The sequence below is a fragment of the Bosea sp. OAE506 genome (genome assembly GCF_040546595.1).
Classification (GTDB): Bacteria; Pseudomonadota; Alphaproteobacteria; order Rhizobiales; family Beijerinckiaceae; genus Allobosea.
Genome location: NZ_JBEPOB010000001.1, coordinates 1416162 through 1439185, shown reverse-complemented (window position 1 = coordinate 1439185; position 23024 = coordinate 1416162). Strand labels below are relative to the sequence as shown.

Genomic DNA, 23024 nt, shown 5'->3' with positions numbered 1-23024 from the left:
GAATGGAACGGCTAAGCGCATAGCTGGTATCCGGGCCGGACAGACGCAGCGCGTCGCCCCTGTCGAGTCCGAGCACCGATGTTGATGGCTGGTCCCTCCTCGACCCGCATCGTCCCGCCCCATGCGGAATTTCTCGCGACATCGCGGTCGAGCGGCTCAGCCGTGGAACAGGCGGCCCATCTGGCCGAACTCGCGCTGCTCTGCGAGCGCGCGACGGCTGGCTCCCCGGACCTCGACTGCGACGTCTACGAGGCCCTGGGCTTCGTCGTCAGGCGCAGGCCCGGCGGCAAGGCCGCCAAGGGCGGTATCATGCGCCAAGGCACGACTTGGAAGAGCGTGGGCCGCCTCACTTCCGACACCGCGGCGACGCTGGGCGTTCTCGCCGAACTCATGCCTGGTACCTGCTGGTCGCTGGCGCACGAGCCCTTGGAAGCAAACGTTTTCCGCGCCGAAGTTGCTGGTGAGCGAACGGTAGCGGCGAGCGCAGCGCTCGCACTGACGGCAGCGATGCTGCGCGCTTACGGCCGCATCGCCAACACTCGGGTACGGGCGGTGAAGCTGGGGCCCGCGGGGCGCGCCGGCGGCGCACCAACCGGCTGAGATTGGGGAAAGCGTAGATGTTCAAGCTCTGGTTGGCGCTGGCCACCATCGGCGGCATGGCGGGACTGGTCGCGATCGCCTGGTATGGCTGCCGCGTGCTGATGCCGCTCGCCCGCGTCATCGACAAGCTCAGCGAGTGGTTGGGGGTGATCGCGAGTTGGCTGGTCCTGTTCGCATCCCTCGTCAGCGCCGGCAACGCGACGATCCGCTACCTGATTTCCAACAGCTCGAACGCCTGGCTCGAACTGCAGTGGTACATGTTCGCCGGCATGGTGCTGCTGGGCGCCGCCTATACGCTGCGCGTCAACGAGCATGTCCGCGTTGACCTGATCTACGGCATGGTCTCTGACCGCACCCGCCACTGGATCGACCTGCTCGGCGGAGCTGTCTTCCTCATGCCGATGTGCCTGGTGATGATCTGGTTCACCTGGCCCTGGTTCGTGCAGTCCTGGACCCTCAACGAGGCGTCGAACAACGCCGGCGGCCTGATCCGCTGGCCGGTCATCCTGCTCCTGCCCGTCGGCTTCACGCTGATCCTGCTTCAAGGCATCGCCGAGATGATCAAGCGTGCGGCCGCGCTGCGCGGCTTCCACGTCCACGAATACGCTTACGAGAAGCCGCTGCAATGATCGACGCGATCCGCGACAATCTCGGCCCCCTGATGTTCGGGGGCTTGGTGGTATTTCTCCTGATCGGCTATCCGGCGGCGTTCTCGCTGGCGGCAGTCGGCCTGTTCTTCGGCTTCATCGCGATCGAGATGGGCGTCATCGCTCCCCAGTACATGGGGAACCTGACCTTTCAGCTCTACTCGATCATCTCGAACGACCTGCTGCTCTCGATCCCGTTCTTCACCTTCATGGGGGCAGTGCTGGAGCGTTGCGGACTGGCGGAAGACCTGCTCGACTCCATCGGCCAGCTCTTCGGTAAGGTCCGGGGCGGCCTGTCCTATGCCGTGATCTTCGTCGGCGCGATCCTGGGCGCCATCACCGGCACGGTCGCAGCCTCGGTCATCGCGATGGGCGTGATCTCGCTGCCGGTGATGATGCGCTACGGCTACGACATGAAGCACGCGACCGGCGTGATCGCAGCGTCGGGCACCATCACCCAGCTCATCCCGCCGTCTCTCGTGCTTGTTGTGCTCGCCGACGTCATGGGCAAGTCGGTCGGCGACATGTATGCGGGCGCCATTGGCCCTAGCATCGTTCAGGTCGCGCTGTTCTGCGCATGGGTGATGCTACTCAGCGTCATCCGGCCCGAGCAGGTGCCGGCGCTGCCCGCGGAGGCGCGCACGCTGTCAGGCTGGCCGCTGTTTTGGAAATGCGTGCGCGGCATCGTGCCATCCTCGGCGCTGATCTTCCTCGTGCTCGGCACGATCTTCATGGGCATCGCCACCCCGACCGAAGCGGGCGCCATGGGCGCGGTCGGCGCTCTGCTGCTGGCGGCGCTCTACCGCACGCTGACCTGGAAACTCACCTATCAGGCGATGTCCTCGACCATGCGCATCACCGCGATGGTGGCGTTCATTCTGATCGGCGCGCGTGTCTTCAGCCTGGTGTTCCAGGGTGTCGGCGGCGGCAAATGGATCGAGCACATGTTGACCGGGCTACCCGGTGGTCAGGTCGGCTTTCTGTCCTTCACCATGGTGTTCGTCTTCTTCATCGCCTTCTTCCTCGACTTTTTCGAGATCGCCTTCATCATCATCCCGCTGCTGACGCCGGCCGCCGAGAAGCTCGACATCAACCTGATCTGGTTTGGCCTCTTGATCTGCGCGAACATCCAGACCTCGTTCATGCATCCGCCGTTCGGCTTCGCGCTGTTCTATTTGCGAGGCATCGCGCCACCTGAGGTAAAGAGCCGAGACATCTATCTCGGCTCGATTCCCTGGATCGTGCTGCAGCTGATCCTGGTAGCCCTGATGATCGTCTTCCCGGAGATGGTGACCTACTGGCTCGACAAGCCACCCGTCATCGACCCTGCTGCCTTGCAGAAGCAGTTCGACGCGATCCCGTCCTTCGGGCCGATCGATATCCAGGGACTGACGCCGCCGAAGCTCTAGAGAGAGACGTTGGCGGCCGCTGGAGCCCGGCTCGCTTCTCATGGGAAGCCGCGCTGAGCTCATTCCGGAATGTCCGTTTTCGGGCAGAGAGCCAAAGTCGGCTATTGGCGCAACTCGCCCGGGCGAACGGAGGGCGGTTTTGGCCCACAGCCGACGTCTACAATGTCTGCTCGCTGGCGGCCCCCTCGCTCACCATCAGAGGATGGCGCCATGTCGATGAGAACCGCGGCAATTGCTTGCTTGAAACACGGGACTGAACCTGCGTGGTGGTCCCGCGCGCTCGTTCCCGCGTCCGGAGGGCTTTGATGCCCCGTTACTTTTTCGACACCGACGACGGTACTTCACCGCTGATCGACCCGGAAGGTTACGAGTTGCCGGACGAGGCGGCGGCGCGGTGGGCCGCGCTGGATGCCCTGCCGGATATGGCCCGCGACAAGATCCCCGATGGCGACCACCGCACATTCAGCGTCAGCGTCCGTGATGCCAATCAGGAGGTCATCTACGCCGCGACGCTGTCACTGATGGGCGGCTGGAAGAAAAGGCTGAGGAAATAGCCGCGTAACGTTCAGTGACATGGTGTTTGTCCAGTCAACGGAACTATGCTTGAAAGTCGCCAAACTGGCTCAAATAAATCTGCAAGCCGATGCCTACCCCGGTCGTCCTCGTTGTGGAAGACGAGGGTTAATTCGGATGGACGCCGTCTCGATGATCGAGGACGCCGGCTTCGAGGTCATCGAGGCCGGAAATGCCGATGAGGCCGTCGTGTTCCTTAAGGCGCGTCCGGATATCTCGATCGTCTTAACCGACATCGACATGCACGGCTCTATGGACGGTCTCAAGATGGCGCATGCGATACGCCATCGCTGCCCGCCGGTCGTCATTATCATCGCGTCTGGCCGCTCACACCCACCGCGGAAGAGATGCCGACCGAGACCGTGTTCCTGCGCAAGCCCTATACGGGGGCGATGGTCGCCAAGGCGTTGCAGAAGGCCGCTTAGTTCACTCGGCCGTTAGCGAATCGATCGGCGCTTCGAGGGTGAACACCACGCCAAGCGGCTGGTAATCGATCTTCGCCGACCCGCCGAAATAGCCGGCCAGGGCCTTCTCGATCATCCGCGAACCGAAGCCGGTTTTCGTTGGTGGGACCACCGGAGGACCATCGACCTCCTGCCAGCGGAGCTGGAACGTGCCTTCGTGAACCCTCCACGTCACGAAGATGCGCCCGTTGTTGTGCCGCAGCGCTCCGTATTTGACCGCGTTCGTGGCTAGTTCGTGCGTGGCCAAGGCCATCGCCAGGGCGCACTTCGACGAAAACTCGACCTCCGGGCCTTTGATCTCGAATCGGCTGGCATCGCCATGAGGCGCCAGCGCCGCCTGGATGAGATCACCGACCGTGGCCTTGGACCAGGCCGCTTGCGTCAGAAGGTCCTGCGCCGCGATCAGGGTTTCCAGACGGGCCGAGAACGTCGCCTTAACTGCGGCGATCTCGGGACTGCCCTTGAGCGTCTGATTCGCAATCGCGATGATCAGCGCGATAGTGTTCTTCATGCGGTGCTTGAGTTCGAGCGCCAGCAGGCTCTGCCGCTCCTCGATCGCCTTGAGGGCGGTGATGTCCCGGGACACCGATAGGATGGCTTCGACCTTGCCGTCCGGTCCGAAGATCGGCGCGATCTGGACGTCCCAATAGCGGGAATTGCCTGCCGCGGTATCGGCGAGACCCTGGAACCGGTAGCTGCGGCCCGCCAAGGCCTCCGTTATGCCGGTCTGCGGTTCGCTGCGACCCGCCTCCGGCCACAAGCCAGGCCATGGGCAGCCTTGCACCTTGCTAAAGTCGGTGACCTCCATGGTGCGGCGGCCACCTTCGGACATGAAGGAGAGGTTGCCATCCAGATCGATCACCTTGATGCAGTCGTCGGACGCAGACAGCAGGCTTCGCATGAAGCGTGCGTCACGAAGCTCAGGTGATGTCACGGGATTCCGATCCGTCTCCGCAGGTGCGAGACGTGGATCACCGTGGCACGGGCCGGTGAATAGACCTAACGCTCATATCTCTGGCCAAATCACCATAATGCAGCTGAGTATTGGCTGGGTCGGAACAGCTGAGAGCGGTCGGCTAGGTTATGCCGCACCGCGTTCGTGCCAAGTTGAGGGGCCCAATCGGGCTTATAGCGTCCCAGATTCTAGTGAGGTTTCCGCTGTTCTAGAGGTTGCCCGGCTACACGGACATGTGAACGCATCGTCAGGGTTTTGTTTGGTCACAGGGAACGGCGATCGTGCGCCGCAACGTCTGCTTGAGAGTGATGCACCAACGTCAAAAACTGGCACAACTATCTCACCCTAGTGTACGGCTGGCGATCTTAGCTCAGCGCTGACGTATGCAGAATGTGTTGCCAGGCGCTGTGTGGAGACAGGCAGCCGAGCGATCGAAGGTAAGCCGACCGCATTGCGGGAAGCGGGCTCCGTTTTCTGCTCCACCAACGCCTTGATGTCGTTGACCAGCGGTGTAATTAATTCTCAGGCTCTGCTATGTACAGCCGCCATGGCGGCGCGAAAGCGTAGCTTCATCGCATTTCCGAGGTGAAAGTGCCGATGCCTAATCAAGCAATCGATTTCCAGGCGCTCTTCTACCGTTTGCCAACACCTTACATGCTACTCGATGCGGATTTGCGTTTTGTGGACATGAATGAGGCATATTTAGCAGTAACGGCACGGCAAAGAGAAGATTTGATCGGCCGTTTCGTGTTTGATGCGTTTCCTGAGGAATCACAGCGGCGTGGCAAGTTCGAGGCGGCCTTCCGACAAGCCTTGTCGGGTGAAGCAAACAGCCTCATCCGCGAGCCCTTCTCGATCCCTGTTCCAGATGCCTTAGGTGGTGGGATACGCGAGATATGGTGGAACTGTCATCATATTCCAGTCATGAACGCGGTTGGCAGTATTGTTGGCATGCTCCAGCATGCGGAGGATAAGACGTCTGAAGTCCTCGCAGAAAAAATGCGCGATATCATTGCTCAAGAATTCGATCACCGTATCAAAAATTTGCTGGCAACGGTTTCTGCCATAGCAAGAAGGACTGCCAGATCCGCTCAATCACCTGCGGATTTTCTCTCTGCATTTGAGGCGAGAATTGCCGCTATGGCGCGAACCCACGATATGCTCGTAAAGGGCGGTTGGGACGAACTTAGTTTGCGGACACTCCTTGAAAGTGAACTCCAGCCTTTTGCACGCGACGAGTACACGTTACGTTTAGTTGGACCACACATTGAGTTGAACGGCCGTCAAGCTCAAACATTGGGGATGGCCCTGCATGAGCTTGCAACTAATGCAGCAAAGCACGGCGCATTTAGTAAACAGGAGGGTCGGCTCGTTGTCGAGTGGACCGTCGATCATGAGGCTCGTAGCATAGTCCTCGCGTGGCGCGAGGATGGTCTCACTGACGTCACGAAACCAGAACGCGTTGGCTTTGGGTCTACGTTGATCGAACGTATTCTTCCCATGGAACTGGGTGCATCAGTCTCCCGTACGTTTGAACCGAAGGGCATGCATTGCATCATCTGCTTACCCCTGGCCACCAAGGGCGCATTGCACCCGTTTTCGCAACCTATTGGCGCGGTACGTCACGCTGACTCACAGCATGTAGTATCGAGCTGACCAAAATGCTGCGTGCCGTTGGACAACAAGTCCACGTGGTTCATGCGGCGACGATAGTCATGCCAGTCCGAGGCTGTTCGACGGGGACCGCCTCGGAAGGTGCGCGAGCGGAAATCTTGCACCTGGCGCGCCCTCGAGTCCGCTTTCGAGCAGGGGCCGAATGTCAGGATATGGCGCACTGCTATCAGGCATATCAGCCTGTCTGGGCGCATTCATTGGGGCTGTAATTGCTCCCAATAAGGTGGTTGGCCAAAAGCTTGGCGGAGGCAATCGGCGAAGGCGCGCAGCTTGGCTGACGGCCGGCGGCCTTCGGGATGGGCGAGATGGATGAACTCAGGTCCCGGCTGCACACCGATCTCGACGATGCCGAGCCGGCCGCTGCGGATATCAGCGCCGGCGATGAACAATGGCAGCAGGGCGATGCCGAGGCCGGCCAGAGCCGCATCCCGCATCATGTCGCCGTTGTTCACCCGCAGCCTGGGTCGCCCACGCACGCTGACCTTCCCTTCGGGGCCATGGAACGACCAGTCACCGCTGCCTCGATTTGTGTAGAAGATTCCGGCATGGCCATTGAGTGCGGTGATCGAATCTGGGCTGCCATGGTGCTCCAGATAATTTGGTGATGCGACGAGCACCCTCCGGCTCGGGGCCAAGGTCCAGGCGACGAGACGCGATTCCGCTATCGGTCCATGACGCAGCACGGCGTCGCAACTGTCGGCGCCGGCCTCGACCCTCCGGTCATCGAGGTCGAGCGTCAGCGCGATCTCCGGATGCTGGGCAAGAAACGGATAGATGGCGGGGCCAAGATGCATGCGGCCGAAAGTGACCGGCGCCGAGATCGACAGCGGGCCGGCCAGCGTGCCCCGCCGCTCGGCCATGTCGGCCGCAGCGTCTTCTACCTCGCGTGAGATGCGCAGGGCACGTTCGAGAAAAGCCGTTCCGTCCTCCGTGAGAGTCAATCGTCTGGCACTGCGATGCAGGAGCGTCGCCCCGAGGCTGCCTTCCAGTTCGGCCAGACGATCGCTGACCACGGATTTCGACAGGCGTAATCTCCGTGCCGCCTCGCTCAGCGAACCGGCTTCCACAATCGCAACGAAGGTCGTGATGCCGTCGAGCTTCACCATCGTTCGGTTTTTCCGGAGATTAGTTTCGCCGAAGCAACGCTAATCCGAACGATCCCTGAATGCTACGTTTCATCATGCCAGCGGGTCAGACAGCGACGGTCACATGACCGCCCTCCCGGCGGGCGGGAGATCAGCGATGTTAAAAATTGCCCCCGTAGTAATTGGAATGCTTGCGGCCACTGCGCCAGCGGCCGCCCAGGTTTCGGACTTCCCGACCTCGTTCAGGACGCAGCAGATTGCGACCAACGGCGTGACGATCCATGTCCGTGTTGGTGGGCAGGGGCCGGCAGTCGTGCTGCTGCATGGTTTTGGCGAGACCGGCGACATGTGGGCGCCGATGGCCGCGGACTTGGCCCGGAACTACACCGTTGTCGTGCCGGACCTGCGCGGGCTCGGCCTCTCGTCCAAGCCGGCTTCCGGCTTCGACAAGAAGACGCAGGCCGGGGATGTCGCTGGCGTGCTCGACGCGCTCAATATCGAGCGTGCCGACCTGGTGACGCATGATATCGGGAACATGGTCGGCTTTGCCTTTGCGGCGTGGCATCCCCATCGGGTCAGTCGCTTCGCTCTGATCGATGCCCCTGTCCCCGGCGTCGGTCCATGGGAAGAGATCCTGAAGAACCCGCTGCTCTGGCATTTCCGCTTCGGCGGGCCTGATATGGAGCGGCTGGTAGCAGGGCGCGAGCGCATCTATCTCGACCGCTTCTGGAACGAGTTCTCGGCGACGCCGGCACGGTTCAGCGAAGCCTCGCGTGAGCATTATGCCAAGCTTTACGCGCTGCCGGGCGCGATGCATTCCGGCTTCGCTCAGTTCGCAGCCTTCGACCAGGACGCAATCGACAACCGCGCCTATCTGGCGACCGGCAGCAAGCTTGCCATGCCGGTGCTGGCGATCGGCGGTGAGAAATCGTTTGGCACCGCAATGGCGGCCGTAATGCGGCCGCCGCTAACGATGTGACCGAGGGCGTCATCCCCGATTCAGGGCACTGGATCATGGAAGAGAATCCGACGGCTACCATCGCCATGGTGAGGGCCTTCCTCGATAAGGGACGATAGCCTTGCCAATCCGAGGCGGTCCGACGGGGCCCACCTCGGGATGAGGAGCGCGCGGTATCCTCCGCCGCTCTTCCGCCGCAGCGGCCCGCCTTCGGGCTGTACGGGTAGGTCCGTTTACAGCGTTCGCGCGAATGAGCCGATCCCATCGGCCATCGGTAACCAAGAGGCGCAAGGACCGCCAAACGCCGTTGACCTTCCCCTATGGGAAGCCTCATTGATCGATGCGACGGAACGAATCGGCGGAGCGTCGTGACTGCAGTCGGTATCCTGGTCCATGCAATCAAGGCGACCGCGCTGGTTGTCCTGTTTTCGCTTGGCTGGGCCATGCAGGTGCAGGCGCATTCCGGCCACGCCAAGCCCAACGCCGTCGCACCGGCCGCGAAGGTGGCATCACAGGACGCGCGCCTGACCATCGCGTCTGCCTCACCCGCGGCTGAAGTCGCCGACATCTGCAAGCCGTCGACGCCCGGAATGTCCGAGCCGATGGGCGATTGCCCGAAGACTGGCGGCGCTGGTCGCAGCTGCTGCGGCACCATGTGCACTGCCGCTGTCATCGAACACGCCATTGCCCCGCTGCCCCTGCGGGTTTCTCACCGCATCCGGCTCGGCTTGCCGCCGGAGCGAACATCTCCCGTGCGAGCGCCGAGTCTCGAGGCCAGACCTCCACGAACCATCGCCATCGCTTGAGCGTCGGCCGGCTGACCAGCCGCGCCGCCGGATGGTCATGTCGATCGTGATGGGTTCGTTTCATGTTTTCGTTCGTCTGCAGCCTCGCACGCTGCCTCGTCGCGCCTTTGGCGCTGGCTTCCCTCCTGTCCGTTGCCCCGCTCGCGGCCCATGAGGGCCACGACCACGGCGCCCCGCCCGCGCCCGTCGTCACGGCGGGCTCGCCGCGGGTTGCGCTGCATTCCGACGCCTATGAGCTGGTCGCCATCCTGCGCGGCGACCGGCTGACGCTGTTCCTGGACCGCTATGCAGGCAACGCCCCCGTCACCGATGCCGGTCTCGTCGTGACGATCGGCACCGGGACGGATGTCGCGGCGACACCGACGCCGGAAGGGACCTACCTCGTGGCCTCGGACCGGCTCGTCGGCTCAGGACCGCTGGAACTCGTCTTCGCCATCACCCATCCCGGCGGAGACGACCTCCTAATCGGAACGCTCGAACGGCCGGCGGCCCCCGCGGCCGGCGCGCCGGCGGGAGCGGGCCACGCCTCCGCTCAGGCTGCGAGCGTCGTCATCGCGGGCCGGCCGGTGCCGATCCTGTACCTGGCGATGGGCGCGGCGCTGACTGTCGGGCTCCTGCTCGGCGCCACACTCCGCCGCTCGCGCCCGGCCCTATCCATGACCGGCCTCGTCCTCGTGCTGCTGATCGCGGGGACGGGCCTGGCGAGCGCCCATGAGGGCCATGATCATGGCGAGGCCGCGAAGGCGGCACCGCCGGCCGGCGATACCCCCCGCCGTCTCGCGGATGGGTCGGTCTTCGCGCCGAAGCCGACGCAGCGGCTGCTTGAGATCCGCACCCAGGTCACCAAGACCGAGGAAGCGCGCAAGACCTTGGCCCTGGTCGGCCGCGTGATCGCCGATCCCAACCGCTCGGGCCAGGTCCAGAGCATCACCGGCGGCCGGATCGTTGCGCCCGAGAGCGGCTTGCCGCGGCTAGGGCAGAGCGTCCGGCGCGGTGATATCCTCGCCTCCGTCGAGCAGGCCGTGCCGCAGGCCGACCGCACCACCATCGCCGAGCGCGTCGGCGAGATCGAGCAGCAGATCGCCATGGTCGAGGCGAAGCTGAAACGCTCGCGCGGACTGGCCGAGCGCGCCATCGCGCCGCAAAGTCAGGTCATCGATTTCGAGATCGAGCTCGCCGGCCTGATGCGGCGGCGCGAGATCGTCGGGCGGATCCGGATCGAGCCCGAGGTGCTGCGCGCGCCGCTCGACGGCGTGGTCTCAGCGGTGCGGGTCGTGGCGGGTCAGGTCGTCGGCTCGCAGGACGTCCTGTTCCAGATCGTCGATCCCGCGGGCCTGTGGATCGAGGCCCTGTCCTATGGCGATGTCGACTTCTCGCAGCTCGACGGCGCCTCGGCGCTGCTGCCCGGCGGCAAGCCGCTCCATCTGTCTTTCCGGGGCACCGGACGGGCGCTGCAGCAGCAGGCGACGCTGGTGCACTTTGCCGTCGAGGACCCGCCCGCCACGGTCGCGATCGGCCAGCCCGTCCGGGTGACGGCCCGCAACGGCGCCAGCGTCAGCGGCATCATCCTGCCGCGCGACGCCGTCGTGCGCGGCGGCAATGGCGAGGCCCTGGTCTGGCGCCATACCGATCCCGAGCGCTTCGAGCCCAGGCCCGTCCGCACCGAACCGTTCGACGCGACAAGGCTGATGATACGCTCCGGCGTCGCGCCGGGCGAACGCATCGTCGTGCGCGGCGCCGAACATCTCAACCAGATCCGCTGAGACGAGGGCGCGATGTTCAACCTCCTCGTCTCGGCCAGCCTGCGCAATCGGCTCTTCGTCATCGCCGCCGCGCTCGTGCTCATGGCCTATGGCAGCTATGTGCTGCCGCGCGTTCCCGTGGACGTCTTCCCCGATCTCAACCGCCCGACCGTCACGCTGATGACGGAAGCCGAGGGGCTCGCCCCGCAGGAGGTCGAGCAGCTCGTCACCTATCCCCTGGAAACGGCGATGAACGGCATGCCCGGCGTGCTGCGCGTGCGCTCCGTCTCGGGCGTCGGCCTCTCGATCACCTATGTCGAGTTCGACTGGGGCACCGACATCTACCGCTCGCGACAGCTCGTCGCCGAGCGGCTGTCGCTCGTGCGCGAGCAGCTGCCACGCGGCGTCAACCCGCAGATGGGCCCGGTCTCCTCGATCATGGGCGAGATCATGCTGGTCGCGGTGACGGCCGAGCGGGCCTCCCAGATGGAGGTCCGCGAGATCGCCGACTTCATCATCCGGCCGCAGATCCTGAACATCGCCGGCGTTTCGCAGGTCATCCCGATGGGGGGCGAGGTCCGCCAGTATCGGATCACGCCCGATATCGCCGCCATGCAGGCGCTCGACGTCACGCCCGAACAGATCGAGGCGGCGGTCACCCGCTTCGGCACCAACACCGGCGGCGGATTCATCGATCAGCAGGGGCGCGAATACCTGATCCGCAATGTCGGGCTGACGCAGCGGCTGGAGGATCTGCGCAACACCGCCGTACTGCAGCGCAACGGCCCGCCGATCCTGCTGCACCAGGTCGCGGGCGTCGACTTCGCGGCCCGGGTCAAGCGTGGCGACGCCGGCTACCAGGGCCGGCCGGCGGTGATCATCGGCATCCAGAAGCAGCCCGAAGCCGACACCGTGGCGCTGACCCGCCAGGTCGAGACCGCGCTGGCCGAGATCCAGAAGACCCTGCCTGCCGGCATCTCGGCTACGAATGTCCAGTTCCGGCAGGCGAGCTTCATCGAGACCTCGATCGCCAATGTCGAGCGCGTGCTGCTGGAGGCGGCGGGCGTCGTCGCCGTCATCCTGCTGCTCTTCCTGATGAACATTCGCGCGACCCTGATCTCGCTGACGGCGATCCCGGTCTCGATCCTGACGACGGTGCTGGTCTTCCAGGCTTTCGGCCTGACCATCAACACGATGACGCTGGGCGGACTCGCCATCGCAATCGGCGAACTGGTCGACGATGCCGTCGTGGATGTGGAGAACATCCTGCGGCGGCTGAAGCAGAACCGGGAGAGCGCGGCGCCCAGGCCGGTGCTGGCGGTCATCGCGGAGGCCTCGCAGGAGGTCCGGTCGGGCATCGTCTACGCCACCGCGATCATCATCCTCGTCTTCATCCCGCTCTTTGCCCTGTCGGGCATCGAGGGGCGGCTCTTCGCGCCGCTCGGCATCGCCTACATCGTCTCGATCCTGGCCTCGCTGATCGTCTCGATCACGCTGACCCCGGTGATGGCATATTATCTCCTGTCGGGCGCGAAGAGCGGCCATGAGCGCGACTCCTTCGTCGTGCGCCATCTCAAGCGGGGTAATGCGGCGCTGCTGCGCTGGGCGTTCGAGACCCGCGCCCTGCTCGTCACCCTCGTCGGCATCGGCGTGGCGCTGGCCGTCTTTGGCGCGACCCTGCTGCCGCGAACCTTCCTGCCGCCCTTCAACGAGGGCACGCTGGTGGTCTCGCTGCAATACAACCCGGGCATCTCGCTGGCCGAGAGCCACCGCCTCGGGCTCCTCGCCGAACAGCTCGTCCTCAGGGTCCCCGAGGTGAAGTCGATCGGCCGCCGCACGGGCCGCGCCGAGCTCGACGAGCATGCCGAGGGCGTCCATTCCTCGGAGGTCGACATCGATCTCCACCGTTCGGACCGACCCAAGGAGGCGGTCCACGCCGATATCCGCGCGGCGCTGAGCGTCCTGCCGGTCTCGGTCAACATCGGCCAGCCGATCAGCCACCGGCTCGACCACATGCTCTCGGGCGTGCGCGCCCAGATCGCGCTCAAAGTCTATGGCGAGGACCTCGACACGATCCGCAGCCTCGCCGAGACGCTACGCGAGCGGCTCGCCTCCGTGCCTGGCCTCGTCGATCTCCAGATCGAGCGGCAGGTCCGCATCCCCCAGCTGCGCATCGACGTCGACCATGACAATGCGGCGCTCTACGGGCTGACGCCGGCCAGCGTCACCCAGGCGCTGGAGACGCTCTCCAACGGTCGCACCGTCTCGCAGATCGTCGACGGCAACCGCCGCTACGATGTCGTGCTGCGGCTCTCGGACCAGGACCGCTCGACGACCGGGCTCGAGGATCTGTTGATCGCGACGCCCGGTGGCCACCTGCCCTTGCGCCTGATCGCCTCGGTCTCCGAGACGGACGGCCCCAACCAGATCCAGCGCGAGAACGGCCAGCGTCGCATCGCGGTCTACGGCAATGGTGACGGCCAGCGCGACATGGCGGCGATCATCGCCGACATCCGCGGGGTCGTCGCGCAGACGCCGCTGCCGCAGGGCTATGTCACCCGCATGGAGGGCACCTTCCAGGCGCAGGAGGAGGCGACGCTGCGGATCGGGCTGCTCAGCCTGGTGTCGCTGGCGCTGATCTTCGTGGTGCTGTTCACGCGCTACCAGTCGGCGGTGCTGGCGCTGATCATTATGGGCAACATCCCGCTCGCTCTGATCGGCAGCGTCGTCGCGCTACACCTTGCCGGGCAGCCGCTCTCGGTCGCCTCGATGGTCGGCTTCATCACGCTCGCCGGCATCTCGGCCCGCAACGGCATCCTCAAGGTATCCCACTACATCAACCTGACCCTCTACGAAGGTGAGCGCTTCGGGCGCGACCTCGTCATCCGCGGCAGCCTGGAGCGGCTGACACCCGTGCTGATGACGGCGCTCTCGGCGGGGCTCGCGCTGATCCCGCTGCTCTATGGGGCCGACCAGCCCGGACGCGAGATCCTGCATCCCGTCGCGGTCACGATCTTCGGCGGGCTGATCTCGGCGACGATCATCGACACGGTGCTGACGCCCGTCCTGTTCCTGACCTTCGGCCGCAAGCCGCTTGACCGCATCGTCGCAAGCAGAGCGCCGGGCGCCGGCGCGTTGTCGCCGAACGAAGCCTTCTGAAACGGCAAAGGAGAATGACCATGTTCAGATCGATCACCGCCCTGGCTATGATCGGTTTCGTATCGATCGCCTCGGCCCATGAACTGTCGAAAGGCCCCAATGGCGGCCCGCTCGTCGACGTCGCCGGGCGCCATGTCGAGATGGTCGCGAAAGGGACCGAGCTCGTTCTCATCCTTACCGACGCCGCCGACAAACCGCTGTCATCGGCGGGAACGAAGGCCGCGCGCGCCATCGTTCAGGACGCCGGCAAGACCGCGACGGTGCCGTTGTCCGCCGTCGAACCCAACAAGCTGGTGGGGACGCTCGCCCAGCCCCTGGGGACGGGCGCGCGCATCGTGATCTCCGCCACGCTTGCCGATGGCCACGCCCTGCAGGCGCGTTTCACCAACAACTGACACCAGAAGCAGGACAAGACCCATGACCCGTTCCATCTCGACCGCGCTGATTCTGCTGGCCCTTGCCGGCCCCGCCTTTGCGAAATCCTCCCATCAGGGGCACGGCGCCGCTCCCGCCCCCGGCACAGCCGGGCCCATGGGCCAGATGGGGATGGGAATGATGAGCATGGAATCCATGCAGGCCATGATGAAGACGATGATGCCGGCGCCTGGCGACGCGGCCTCGACGAAGGACTTCAAGAGCGCCGACATGAAGATGATGCACGACATGGCCGTGCCTTACACCGGCAATGCCGACGTCGACTTCCGCATCAAGATGATCCCGCATCATCAGGGTGCGATCGACATGGCTAAGGTCGCACTGGCCCATGCCAAAGACGAGACGACGAAGACGCTCGCCGCGCAGATCATCAAGGACCAGGAGCGCGAGATCGCCGAGATGCGCGAGTGGCTCAGCAAGAATGCTCCGAAGTGAGCGACGGAGTGAGGGAGGGCATGCCTGCTGGGGTCTGATCCGGGCTGCAGTCCTATAGCGGCGGTTCGCGATCAGCCTGCTGTTTGGCGCCGCCAGTCATCGAGTGGTGTTAGAGTGCGGCTGGATGCGGCCTCCTAAGGAGGATGCAAAATGCCGATTGAGCAGCAGAACGACACTCAACGTCCCGCCTGGAACACAGGACGCCTGATTGGTCCCAAGCCTCCGCTGAAGCCGCGTCACATCTGGGCAATCCGAACGCGGCTTCAGCACGATCATCGCGTACGCGATCTCGTCATGTTCAACTTGGCGATCGACAGTAAGCTTCGCGACTGCGACCTCGTTCGCCTTCGGATCAGCGATGTCGTACTGGGCGGCACGGTGAGACTACGGACTTCGATCATTCAGCAGAAGACGGGCCGACCAGTGCCCTTCGAACTGACAGATCCAACACGCGAAGCGCTGACCGCTTGGCTTCGGCGTCGACCATCTATCGAAGCCGACTGGCTGTTTCCCAGCCGTAGCCACCAAGGCGACCACGTCACCACCAGGCAATATGGACGCCTGCTCGATGACTGGGTTTCGCTGATCGGCCTCGATCCCGCTCTATACGGCACGCACAGTCTGAGGCGCACCAAAGTCGCACTGATCTACAAGCGCACAGGAAATCTGCGAGCCTGCCAGCTCCTGCTCGGCCACTCCAAGTTGGAGAGCACTGTCCGCTACCTCGGCATCGAGGTCGATGACGCTCTGATCTTGTCTGAGCAGACCGATATCTGATCGAGACGGCGCGGCGGCTCCCGCCGCGCCGTAGCTGACCGAGATCCCGTGATTTCCGGCATAGAGCCGGATGGCTCGCGGTGCGCTGAACGTCCGCTCTTTGGCAGAGCACCAATGTCAGGAAGTGGCGCTTGTCGCCTTGGCGCATCTCGGCTGCGCGAGTTGCTGGCGCGGCTCTAACGCGAAGGCACAGAGCTGCAGGATGTCTAGCAACAGTCAACTGGCCTTAGTTGCGGCGTACCGTTACATTCTCTACGCGCTGTTGATCGTGGGGCCGTACGTCCCGCGTGTCGCCATTCGGAATTGCGCGCAAATGTCGAGGGCGCAACAGAATGCCGATCTCCCGGCGATTTCTCGTAACCTCCACCATTGCCTTCCTGCTGACCGCGGCAGCGGCGCTGATGGGTCTGGTCGGTGCGACCGTCTGGCTGAGCCAGCGCGCCCAAACCGATGCCTCGATCATCGATGAGCAGCGCTTGGTGCGCGATCGCTCCGTCGGCGTCAGGGAGGCCCTGCTCTCGGCGGAATCAAGTCTGAGAGGCTATGTGCTGACCAGCAACGAGATCTATCTCGCGCCCTATGAGAATGCCAAGCTCGTGGCGCAAGAGCAGATCGGCAAGCTCGCGGCGGATCTCGCGGGCAGCGCGCGCTTCCAGGCGATGATGCCGCGCCTCAAGGCCCTCGTCGACCAGAGGATCGCGGATCTCGACGAGACGATGCGGGCGCGGACCATCGACGGCCTCGGCGATGCGTTGGCCATCGTCGCCACCAACCAGGGCAAGGCCCTGATGGACGAGGTGGAGGTGTTTCTCTCGGCGATCGTGATCGAGTCCGAGGACGCACTGACCGGCCGGCTGCGGACGCAGACGACCAATATCCTGGCGCTGCGCGTCGGTACGATCCTGGCGAGCCTGCTGATCATCGGGGTGGTTATAGGCGTTGTCGTGACCTTCGCCCGATATACCCGCGAGATCGTGCAGGCCCGCGACGAGCTCGCCCTCGCTAATGCCAGCCTGGAAGCAAGGGTCGCCGAGCGGACGGAGGATCTGGTCCGCGCCCGCGACCGGGCCGAGGTGCTGCTGACCGAGGTCAACCACCGCGTCGCCAACAACCTCTCCTTCATCGGGGCGCTGATCCGCCTGCAGCGGCAGGCGCTTCCCGACAAGGCGGCCAAGGACGCGCTCGACGAGACCGGCGCGCGCATCCAGGCGGTGGCGGAAATCCACAAGCATCTCTACACCTCCGGGGACGTCACTTCGGTCGCGCTGGACAGCTATATGACCGCGCTCCTGGCGCAGCTTGAGCAGACTCTGGCATCCGGCGGTTTCGGCGCGTCCATCAGCCATGAGATCGAGCCGGTGCGGGTTTCCACCAGCGCCAGCATCAGCCTCGGCATTATCATCACGGAATGGGTCACCAACGCCTTCAAATACGCCTATGGCGGGCACAGCGGCGAGGTCCGCGTGCTGGCGCGCAGGCTGGACTCCAACCTGCTCGTTGCGGTCGAGGATGATGGCGTCGGCATGCCGGTCGGCGGGCCGGCGCGCGGCACGGGTGTCGGCTCCAAGATCGTCACCTCGATTGCGCGCTCGCTTAAGGCCGAGGTCGATTATATCAGACGCAATCCCGGCACCGAAGCGCGGCTCGTCATGGCGCTGGAGCCGGTCTCGTGACCTGGCCGGGCGGGATCGGAGCAGGCGGATGAGCGTTACACGTAGGGCGGTACTCGGTGCGCTTGGGCTGGCGGCGGTGCCGGCCCTGCTCCGTTCGCAGGAGGTCGCCCGCGGCATTACCGCCCCGCGACGCTTTGCGCCCTTCGATCCTGCCGCGGCGCGCTGCTCGGCTCCGGGCGGGCTGACCAGGACCCTCGTCTTCGCCCAAGACAACCAGCGCGAATTCGTGGAGAGCGCTGCCCAAGGCATGGCGCTGGCGGCGCGGCAGCGGGGCCTCGCCTTCGAGGTCGCCCTGGCCAACAATGATCCACGCGCGATGGTCGGCCAGGTCCACAAGGCGCTCACCGACCGAGCGGGTGCCCTGATCGTGGCGCCGATCGACGTCGCCACGCTCGCTCCTGTGGTCCGGCAGTTCATCGCTCAGGGGGGCTATGTCGGATCGATTGTTCCGCCGCCGGCCACCACCATCCTGAACGCCCCGCAACTGGCGACAGGCAGAGCTTTGGGCGAAGCCGCCGTGGATTACATCCGGAGGCGCAAGGGAGGCGAAGCCCGTGTCGTGCTGCTGACCCATGACAGCAACCAGTTCCTGGCGCAGCGCTTCGTCGCCATCCGCGCCGCGCTCAAGAGCCTACCGGGCGTGCGCATTATCGCCGACATCTCGCCCAGGACCGTCGACAAGGCAGGGGGCCACGCGACCATGAGCACGATCCTTCTGGCGCATTCTCGTATCGATGTCGTGCTCGGCGCCGACACGGTCGTGCTCGGCGCGCTGGCGGCGCTACGCGAAGCCGGCCTCGCCAGAGACGACCAATTCATCGGGGGGATCGACGGCGAGCCGGAGGCAATCGCCGAAATGCGGCGAAACGGGCCCTACAAGGCCAGCGTCGGGCTCGCCTCGCCGATCTTCGGCTATGCGCTGGCGCAGCACGCCGCTGACTGGCTTGAAGGCGGCTCGGTGCCCCAGGGCCTCGACATCCTCCCGAGCCTGATCTCCCCGGAAAGCCTCGGCCAATTCGAGCGCGACACGGCCGACCCGGCGGCGATCTATCACAACGATGCGCGCCGCAGCTCCTATCTCAAAGTCTATGGCAATATCTGCCATGATAGCCGCGCCGATTATGTCGATTTCGGCTGGTCCTCCGAGCTGAAATAGACGGAGTTTGTGCGGTTGAACTCGTTTGGTTCTGAGGTCCTGGTTTAGGCACTGGCCCAGCTTTAGCTAATGGCGCATCTCGCTCCGGGCCACCGGCCATCGATTTTGGCCTTAACGGTGCCTCGGGATTATCTGATTCCAGATGCGTCGATTGACCCAACCGCGATGCTGGCGCGCCGATACGGAGGTTGGGTTTTGCTTAAATTCCTGCTCAATTTAAGGGCTTGTCGCCAGGCCCGCCATGCTGGGATATGCTTAGTGCTATGGACCCGCACAAAAGCCCAATTGAGCGCGCCTTTGAGATTGCGCGGGCAGGTGCCTGCAGAACCGTTGATGAAGTTCGCAACCTGCTAAGAGCCGAAGGCTATGATCAGAGGCAATTGGAAGGGCCGGCGCTCAGCAAACAGATTATGGAAATCATCAAGAACGCGCGGACTGACGTCTAAGCCCCACAAAGCGATACCGCACTGACGTGCCGCCGCATGTCCCTCGGCGAACCGGAGTACAAAGACGACGGCAGTCTAGAAAAATGCATCAGTGACGCGCGTGCTTTTTTGACAGTGATCAAGCGCGTCGATGAAGCTGACATCAAGGTTCGGCTGATTAACGAGAAATACGAGAGGCTCTAGCGCATTGCGCCAAGCTCTCCTGCGCGGGTTCAACCACAACGCCGGGGGAGTCAGGGTCCAGGCAACCTGAGCCCCGACAGAAAGACCGCCGTGCTGATGGACTGGTCAGGAAGCGCGTCACAATGGCGCTCAACCGCCTGGACGATGACAGCGTCATCGAGGTGAGCCAGCCGGTTTGGAGAATTTTTTCGAAGCCAATCGACAATCCAGCGTCCCACAGCAGTGTGAAGCTCGATGGCGGAGGTGCGATGATGGGTCAGCCACATCTCGCAGGTGATGTAATCCTGCAGGAACTCAGCTTTCCGACGTTCTACGGCCTTGGCCTGCGTCGCGGTCAATGCGACCAGCACGGCGGCCAGCCATCTGGCCGCAATGTATCTTCCACCGTGCGTCATCACGGCCAGCCCTTGTCTCGATAAGCACCCGGTCATTTAGGCGCCGCAGCCCAATCTTGGAAAGTGGGCTAACGGCGGTGCATCAACCACCCATTCAATGGAGTCTGTGACCCTCTTCGGGTTGCGTTGCCCGCAGAATCCGTGAGTAATCCTTAGTGGCCTGCATTAAAGCGACCATTTCAAAGAAATCTTGAGAATTCCGATCTGCCTCGACCAGCTCGGTTATACGCTCCAGCGCCGCGTCAAACTCATCGTCATCTCGAATGAGCGGTTTCGACTGTGCCATTCGACGCTCACCAAGGACTGCTTTGGGGATGATGCGGAGCGATTATTAATAGGAGCCTAAGTCAGCCAGTCGCTCTTAAACCTATCTATCCGGCGCCATGCGTCGAAACGAGTCAGCATTTTGCGCTGGCATGATGACAAGATATGCGAAACCGACTGTCGGGAAAGTGGTCGGTATCCGGCTTGCCAAGGCTGACCAGCGCACTGGTCAACCTTGGCGGTAATCCGTTCAGTGAGTCATTTCAGACGTCTGTCGATGCGCAGCCCGAACTCAATCGAGAACCTGCACAATACGGCCGGTAGCAGGGTCAACCAACACCGTGCGATTATTGACGACGGTGTATCGGTATTCGGTCCTGCCGTACTCGCTCGGCACATCATAATACGTCACGCCCTGTCGAGGTAAGGTACCGCCGACCACGACCGGCTCGGGATAGGTGTACGACGGTCGGCGCTGAGTGACGACGTACTCGCGAAACTTCGGCGTATTATCACCGATGATACCACCGACGATTGCGCCGCCGACGCCCCCTACCACCGCTCCCACGGGGCCGCCGACGACAGCGCCACCGACTGCGCCCGTCAGTGCACCACTCGCAGCGCCGCCTTGAGCACCCTGCGGGTTTTGCTGCGCAAATGCGGTTGCGGGAAGAGCTGCGAGGACCGTCAGAATAGCAAATGCTTTGATCATGGACGTCTCCTCCAGAAAACCGTGCTGGGAGAATTCCGAGCATACGGCAATTGGATAATCAAGCTAAGCTATTTTATCGATGAACGTTCTCATATTTTCATGTTCATCTGCTGTTAATATCGATTCATTTTAAAGCGATGGATCTAGATATGATTACTGAACGCAAGTTACACGATTGAAATTCTTTTATAATCCGTAACGTGTCTTGGCGCTAACCATTGGCCACCCTATGTGTACCGACAAGATACGGATCAAAAGGTGGCAGGCGCTGCCGCTAAGTAGCGTTTCTTCGACCTCTATGAGGATTATTGGCGTCCTCGATCAGCGCACGTAGTCTATCACTCCGTGTCACAGGGGCTATGCGGCAATGCCTACACGCGGCGCCATATAAAACTGGTTCCGCCCATCATGCTTGGCCATGCAGAGGGCCGCGTCTGCAGCCTTGACGATAGACCTCGCCGTATCTCCCTGTCGCGGAATAGCCGAGGCGCCTCCGAGACTCACACTCACGCGCCCCCAGGCCGGATTTTGGTCGTGGACGATACGCAGACTGGCAACTGCGTCGCTCAGCTGCTCTGCGACCTTCGCGCATCCGTCTGCATCGGTGTTCGGCAGTAGGACTGCGAATTCCTCGCCGCCGTAACGCGCAACTAAGTCGAGGGGCGGTGAACAACCGAGCGGAGGGCCTGCGCGAGGGCCTTGAGGTAGCGGTCGCCCGCGTCATGACCGTAGTGGTCGTTGAAGGCCATGAAGTGATTTAAAAAAGTTCCTTGATTGACCTTGCGTCGCTAGGCCTTGCCCATAGGCGTATGTGACAACAATCAGCGGGCAGACGTTTGTTGGAGCCAGCACTCACCGCTTTAGTCGATCGTCCGTTACCCCCGCCAGCAAAGCCTTGGGTCCGTTTAAAGCGGTCGGCGATTGAAGCCTGCCGCTTAAGGCAATCGCGCCATGACATGAATGGGATCGGACTATTCGGTTCATCCGCCGTTGGTGCGTGCCCCGCCATCGCTGAGGCCTGAAGAACCAACGGGAGAAGTCCATGCGACACTTTCTAATAGCTACGCTCGTTGCCATCGGCGCCGCTGTGACAGCGCCTGCAATGGCGGCACCGTCGCTAGCTGGCGCAAACGCCCTCGCTACTGCCGCCACTTCGACCGAGGCGGCTGGGGTCGAGCAGGCGCAGCATCGAGTCAGAGAGGAGCGCCGCCGCTACGGTCGCTCCTATGGGCCGCGCGGCTATGCCTATGGACGTCGCTATGGTGGCCCGCCGCCGCATGCGCGGGCTTACGGCCGGCGTGGCTACGACCGCGGGTATGGCCGTCGCTTCTGATCTGAAGGAGGGCTCGATACTCCATACGATAGGCCGCTGCGCCGAAAAGCTCAGCGGCCTTTTTGCGGTCGGCGCGCGTACCGCTCCGCGAATACCCCAGGCAGTTTACCGCGTTGAATATTTGGGGCTGCTGCTGCAGCTTCTCCCCGCCTGCGCTATCGCCCGGTACGCGGGCAGGTCGTCAGCGGAATGGAGCGATTCGGCCCGCTGGCGGCTCCGCTCATCTTCCAACCTGGCGGCGGTCTAGACCAGCGTGAGATATACAGCGAGAAGCATGACGTTAGTGCCAACGACAGCCATCGCCTTCCGAACAAGCGTGTATCATCTGTAGCGCGCGCCGCCTCGATATGCCAAATAAACGCTATGTCCTACGCTCAATCAGCGCGATCGACGTTCAGCGATATGCTCGGGACACTCGACCATTTGGTCGTCAAGGCACAAGACGCCGGGATTGCCGATGAGGTGCTGGGCGAGAAGCTGACGGAAGATATGTTTCCGCTAGAGCTGCAATTTCGCATCGCCCTCAACCAAGTGCTGTTGGCCCTCAATCAAGTCGGGAGAAAGACCCTGCCCCTTGAGCAAAGTGCCTACAGGTCACTCGCCGACGTCCGCGCCGGCATCGCTTCCGTTCGCTCGCACATTGTACAGTCCGATCCGGCCGAATGGGCCGCCGTTGACGAACCGGTCGATCTGAATTTGCCGAACGGCGTTCGGTTCCTCATGTCGTCGGAGGAGGATATCCGGGACTGGATCATGCCGAACTTCTACTTCCACGTGACCATGGCCTATGCGCTGCTGCGCCATGCCGGACTGAGCCTCGGCAAGATGGACTTTTTGCCTCACATGGCGCGTTACAGAGTTCCGGACGACCGATGAGCGGCGGCTTGAGGCCGACGCAGGAGCGTCAGCCGAGCCCGAACCAGAACATGGCCATTAGGGCAATATCGCGCAGATTGAGTGCGATGCCGACGCGCTCACTGACGCGGTAGGTGACGGAAACAGGCATGACATCCTCCGGCGATGGGAGAGTTATGCGCCTTTTTCGCCAGCCGGGGATAAACTGCGGGTCGGCTGCGGCAGTGAGACTATGCGTTGGCCGCACGACTCCTTCAGGCTCATGCAAGCCATCTCACTCTAGCGCTA

Annotated in this window: 20 protein-coding genes and 2 pseudogenes; 16 read left to right on the top strand and 6 right to left on the bottom strand. The window is 63.2% G+C overall.

Translation table 11 applies throughout. From position 1 onward, the window contains the following. Positions 1–162 precede the first annotated feature (162 nt). The 5 genes from ABIE41_RS07010 to ABIE41_RS06990 all read left to right on the top strand — a co-directional run bounded on the left by ABIE41_RS07010 (position 163) and on the right by ABIE41_RS06990 (position 3670). Complete coding sequence (locus ABIE41_RS07010) at positions 163–600, top strand: hypothetical protein (protein ID WP_354191814.1); 438 nt, start codon at positions 163–165, stop codon at positions 598–600. Between the two features lie 161 nt (positions 601–761). Further along, entirely contained in the window at positions 762–1229 is a 468-nt protein-coding gene (locus ABIE41_RS07005) for a TRAP transporter small permease subunit (RefSeq protein WP_465247113.1), read from the top strand. After that, the gene (locus tag ABIE41_RS07000) at positions 1226–2656 is read left to right on the top strand and encodes a TRAP transporter large permease (protein ID WP_192645114.1); all 1431 of its coding nucleotides are present in this window, start codon (positions 1226–1228) and stop codon (positions 2654–2656) included. Before ABIE41_RS07005 ends, ABIE41_RS07000 begins: the two co-directional genes overlap by 4 nt. Positions 2657–2961: 305 nt before the next feature. Continuing rightward, complete coding sequence (locus ABIE41_RS06995) at positions 2962–3210, top strand: DUF6894 family protein (RefSeq protein WP_192645113.1); 249 nt, start codon at positions 2962–2964, stop codon at positions 3208–3210. A gap of 19 nt (positions 3211–3229) precedes the next feature. Further along, on the top strand, positions 3230–3670 hold the full coding sequence (locus tag ABIE41_RS06990; RefSeq protein WP_354191813.1) for a response regulator transcription factor: 441 nt from the start codon (positions 3230–3232) through the stop codon (positions 3668–3670). Here the strand turns inward: ABIE41_RS06990 and ABIE41_RS06985 are convergent. Then, the gene (locus tag ABIE41_RS06985) at positions 3656–4594 is read right to left on the bottom strand and encodes a sensor histidine kinase (RefSeq protein WP_192645112.1); all 939 of its coding nucleotides are present in this window, start codon (positions 4592–4594) and stop codon (positions 3656–3658) included. The genes ABIE41_RS06990 and ABIE41_RS06985 overlap by 15 nt on opposite strands. 651 nt (positions 4595–5245) lie before the next feature. On the opposite strand from ABIE41_RS06985, the gene ABIE41_RS06980 reads away from it, so the two are divergent. Continuing rightward, positions 5246–6304, top strand: coding sequence for a sensor histidine kinase (locus ABIE41_RS06980; protein ID WP_354191812.1), 1059 nt, complete (start codon positions 5246–5248; stop codon positions 6302–6304). Positions 6305–6516: 212 nt separating this feature from the next. On the opposite strand, the gene ABIE41_RS06975 is transcribed toward ABIE41_RS06980, so the two are convergent. Continuing rightward, entirely contained in the window at positions 6517–7428 is a 912-nt protein-coding gene (locus tag ABIE41_RS06975) for a LysR family transcriptional regulator (protein WP_192645110.1), read from the bottom strand. A 136-nt stretch (positions 7429–7564) separates the two neighbouring features. Here ABIE41_RS06975 and ABIE41_RS06970 point away from each other — a divergent pair. The 9 genes and pseudogenes from ABIE41_RS06970 to ABIE41_RS06930 all read left to right on the top strand — a co-directional run bounded on the left by ABIE41_RS06970 (position 7565) and on the right by ABIE41_RS06930 (position 18548). Beyond that, positions 7565–8484: pseudogene (locus tag ABIE41_RS06970) on the top strand (alpha/beta fold hydrolase). Positions 8485–8733: 249 nt separating this feature from the next. Further along, complete coding sequence (locus ABIE41_RS06965) at positions 8734–9171, top strand: hypothetical protein (RefSeq protein WP_192645109.1); 438 nt, start codon at positions 8734–8736, stop codon at positions 9169–9171. A gap of 62 nt (positions 9172–9233) precedes the next feature. Continuing rightward, complete coding sequence (locus ABIE41_RS06960; protein ID WP_192645108.1) at positions 9234–10934, top strand: efflux RND transporter periplasmic adaptor subunit; 1701 nt, start codon at positions 9234–9236, stop codon at positions 10932–10934. A gap of 12 nt (positions 10935–10946) precedes the next feature. Then, the gene (locus ABIE41_RS06955; protein ID WP_192645107.1) at positions 10947–14072 is read left to right on the top strand and encodes an efflux RND transporter permease subunit; all 3126 of its coding nucleotides are present in this window, start codon (positions 10947–10949) and stop codon (positions 14070–14072) included. Positions 14073–14092: 20 nt separating this feature from the next. Next, positions 14093–14467 (top strand): hypothetical protein, encoded by a 375-nt coding sequence (locus ABIE41_RS06950; protein ID WP_192645106.1) that lies wholly within the window; start codon positions 14093–14095, stop codon positions 14465–14467. Between the two features lie 22 nt (positions 14468–14489). Next, on the top strand, positions 14490–14942 hold the full coding sequence (copM, locus tag ABIE41_RS06945) for a CopM family metallochaperone (RefSeq protein ID WP_192645105.1): 453 nt from the start codon (positions 14490–14492) through the stop codon (positions 14940–14942). Between the two features lie 150 nt (positions 14943–15092). After that, complete coding sequence (locus tag ABIE41_RS06940) at positions 15093–15719, top strand: tyrosine-type recombinase/integrase (protein ID WP_192645104.1); 627 nt, start codon at positions 15093–15095, stop codon at positions 15717–15719. Between the two features lie 332 nt (positions 15720–16051). Further along, positions 16052–17392 (top strand): sensor histidine kinase, encoded by a 1341-nt coding sequence (locus ABIE41_RS06935; RefSeq protein WP_192645103.1) that lies wholly within the window; start codon positions 16052–16054, stop codon positions 17390–17392. Between the two features lie 28 nt (positions 17393–17420). Then, positions 17421–18548, top strand: a complete 1128-nt coding sequence (locus tag ABIE41_RS06930) for a sugar ABC transporter substrate-binding protein (RefSeq protein WP_192645102.1) — start codon at positions 17421–17423, stop codon at positions 18546–18548. Between the two features lie 679 nt (positions 18549–19227). Here the strand turns inward: ABIE41_RS06930 and ABIE41_RS06925 are convergent. The 4 genes and pseudogenes from ABIE41_RS06925 to ABIE41_RS06910 all read right to left on the bottom strand — a co-directional run bounded on the left by ABIE41_RS06925 (position 19228) and on the right by ABIE41_RS06910 (position 21297). Next, complete coding sequence (locus ABIE41_RS06925) at positions 19228–19575, bottom strand: hypothetical protein (RefSeq protein WP_192645101.1); 348 nt, start codon at positions 19573–19575, stop codon at positions 19228–19230. A gap of 553 nt (positions 19576–20128) precedes the next feature. Then, the gene (locus ABIE41_RS06920) at positions 20129–20548 is read right to left on the bottom strand and encodes a DUF1236 domain-containing protein (RefSeq protein ID WP_192645100.1); all 420 of its coding nucleotides are present in this window, start codon (positions 20546–20548) and stop codon (positions 20129–20131) included. Between the two features lie 357 nt (positions 20549–20905). Beyond that, positions 20906–21193, bottom strand: a pseudogene (locus tag ABIE41_RS06915) (GGDEF domain-containing protein); the annotation flags it as partial. Between the two features lie 5 nt (positions 21194–21198). Further along, positions 21199–21297: a diguanylate cyclase domain-containing protein gene (locus ABIE41_RS06910; RefSeq protein WP_192645099.1), complete on the bottom strand. Its 99-nt coding sequence runs from the start codon at positions 21295–21297 to the stop codon at positions 21199–21201. Positions 21298–22070: 773 nt separating this feature from the next. Here ABIE41_RS06910 and ABIE41_RS06905 point away from each other — a divergent pair. Beyond that, a complete protein-coding gene (locus ABIE41_RS06905) occupies positions 22071–22757 on the top strand; it encodes a DUF1993 family protein (protein ID WP_210321106.1) in 687 nt (228 codons plus the stop codon). Positions 22758–23024: the final 267 nt, after the last annotated feature.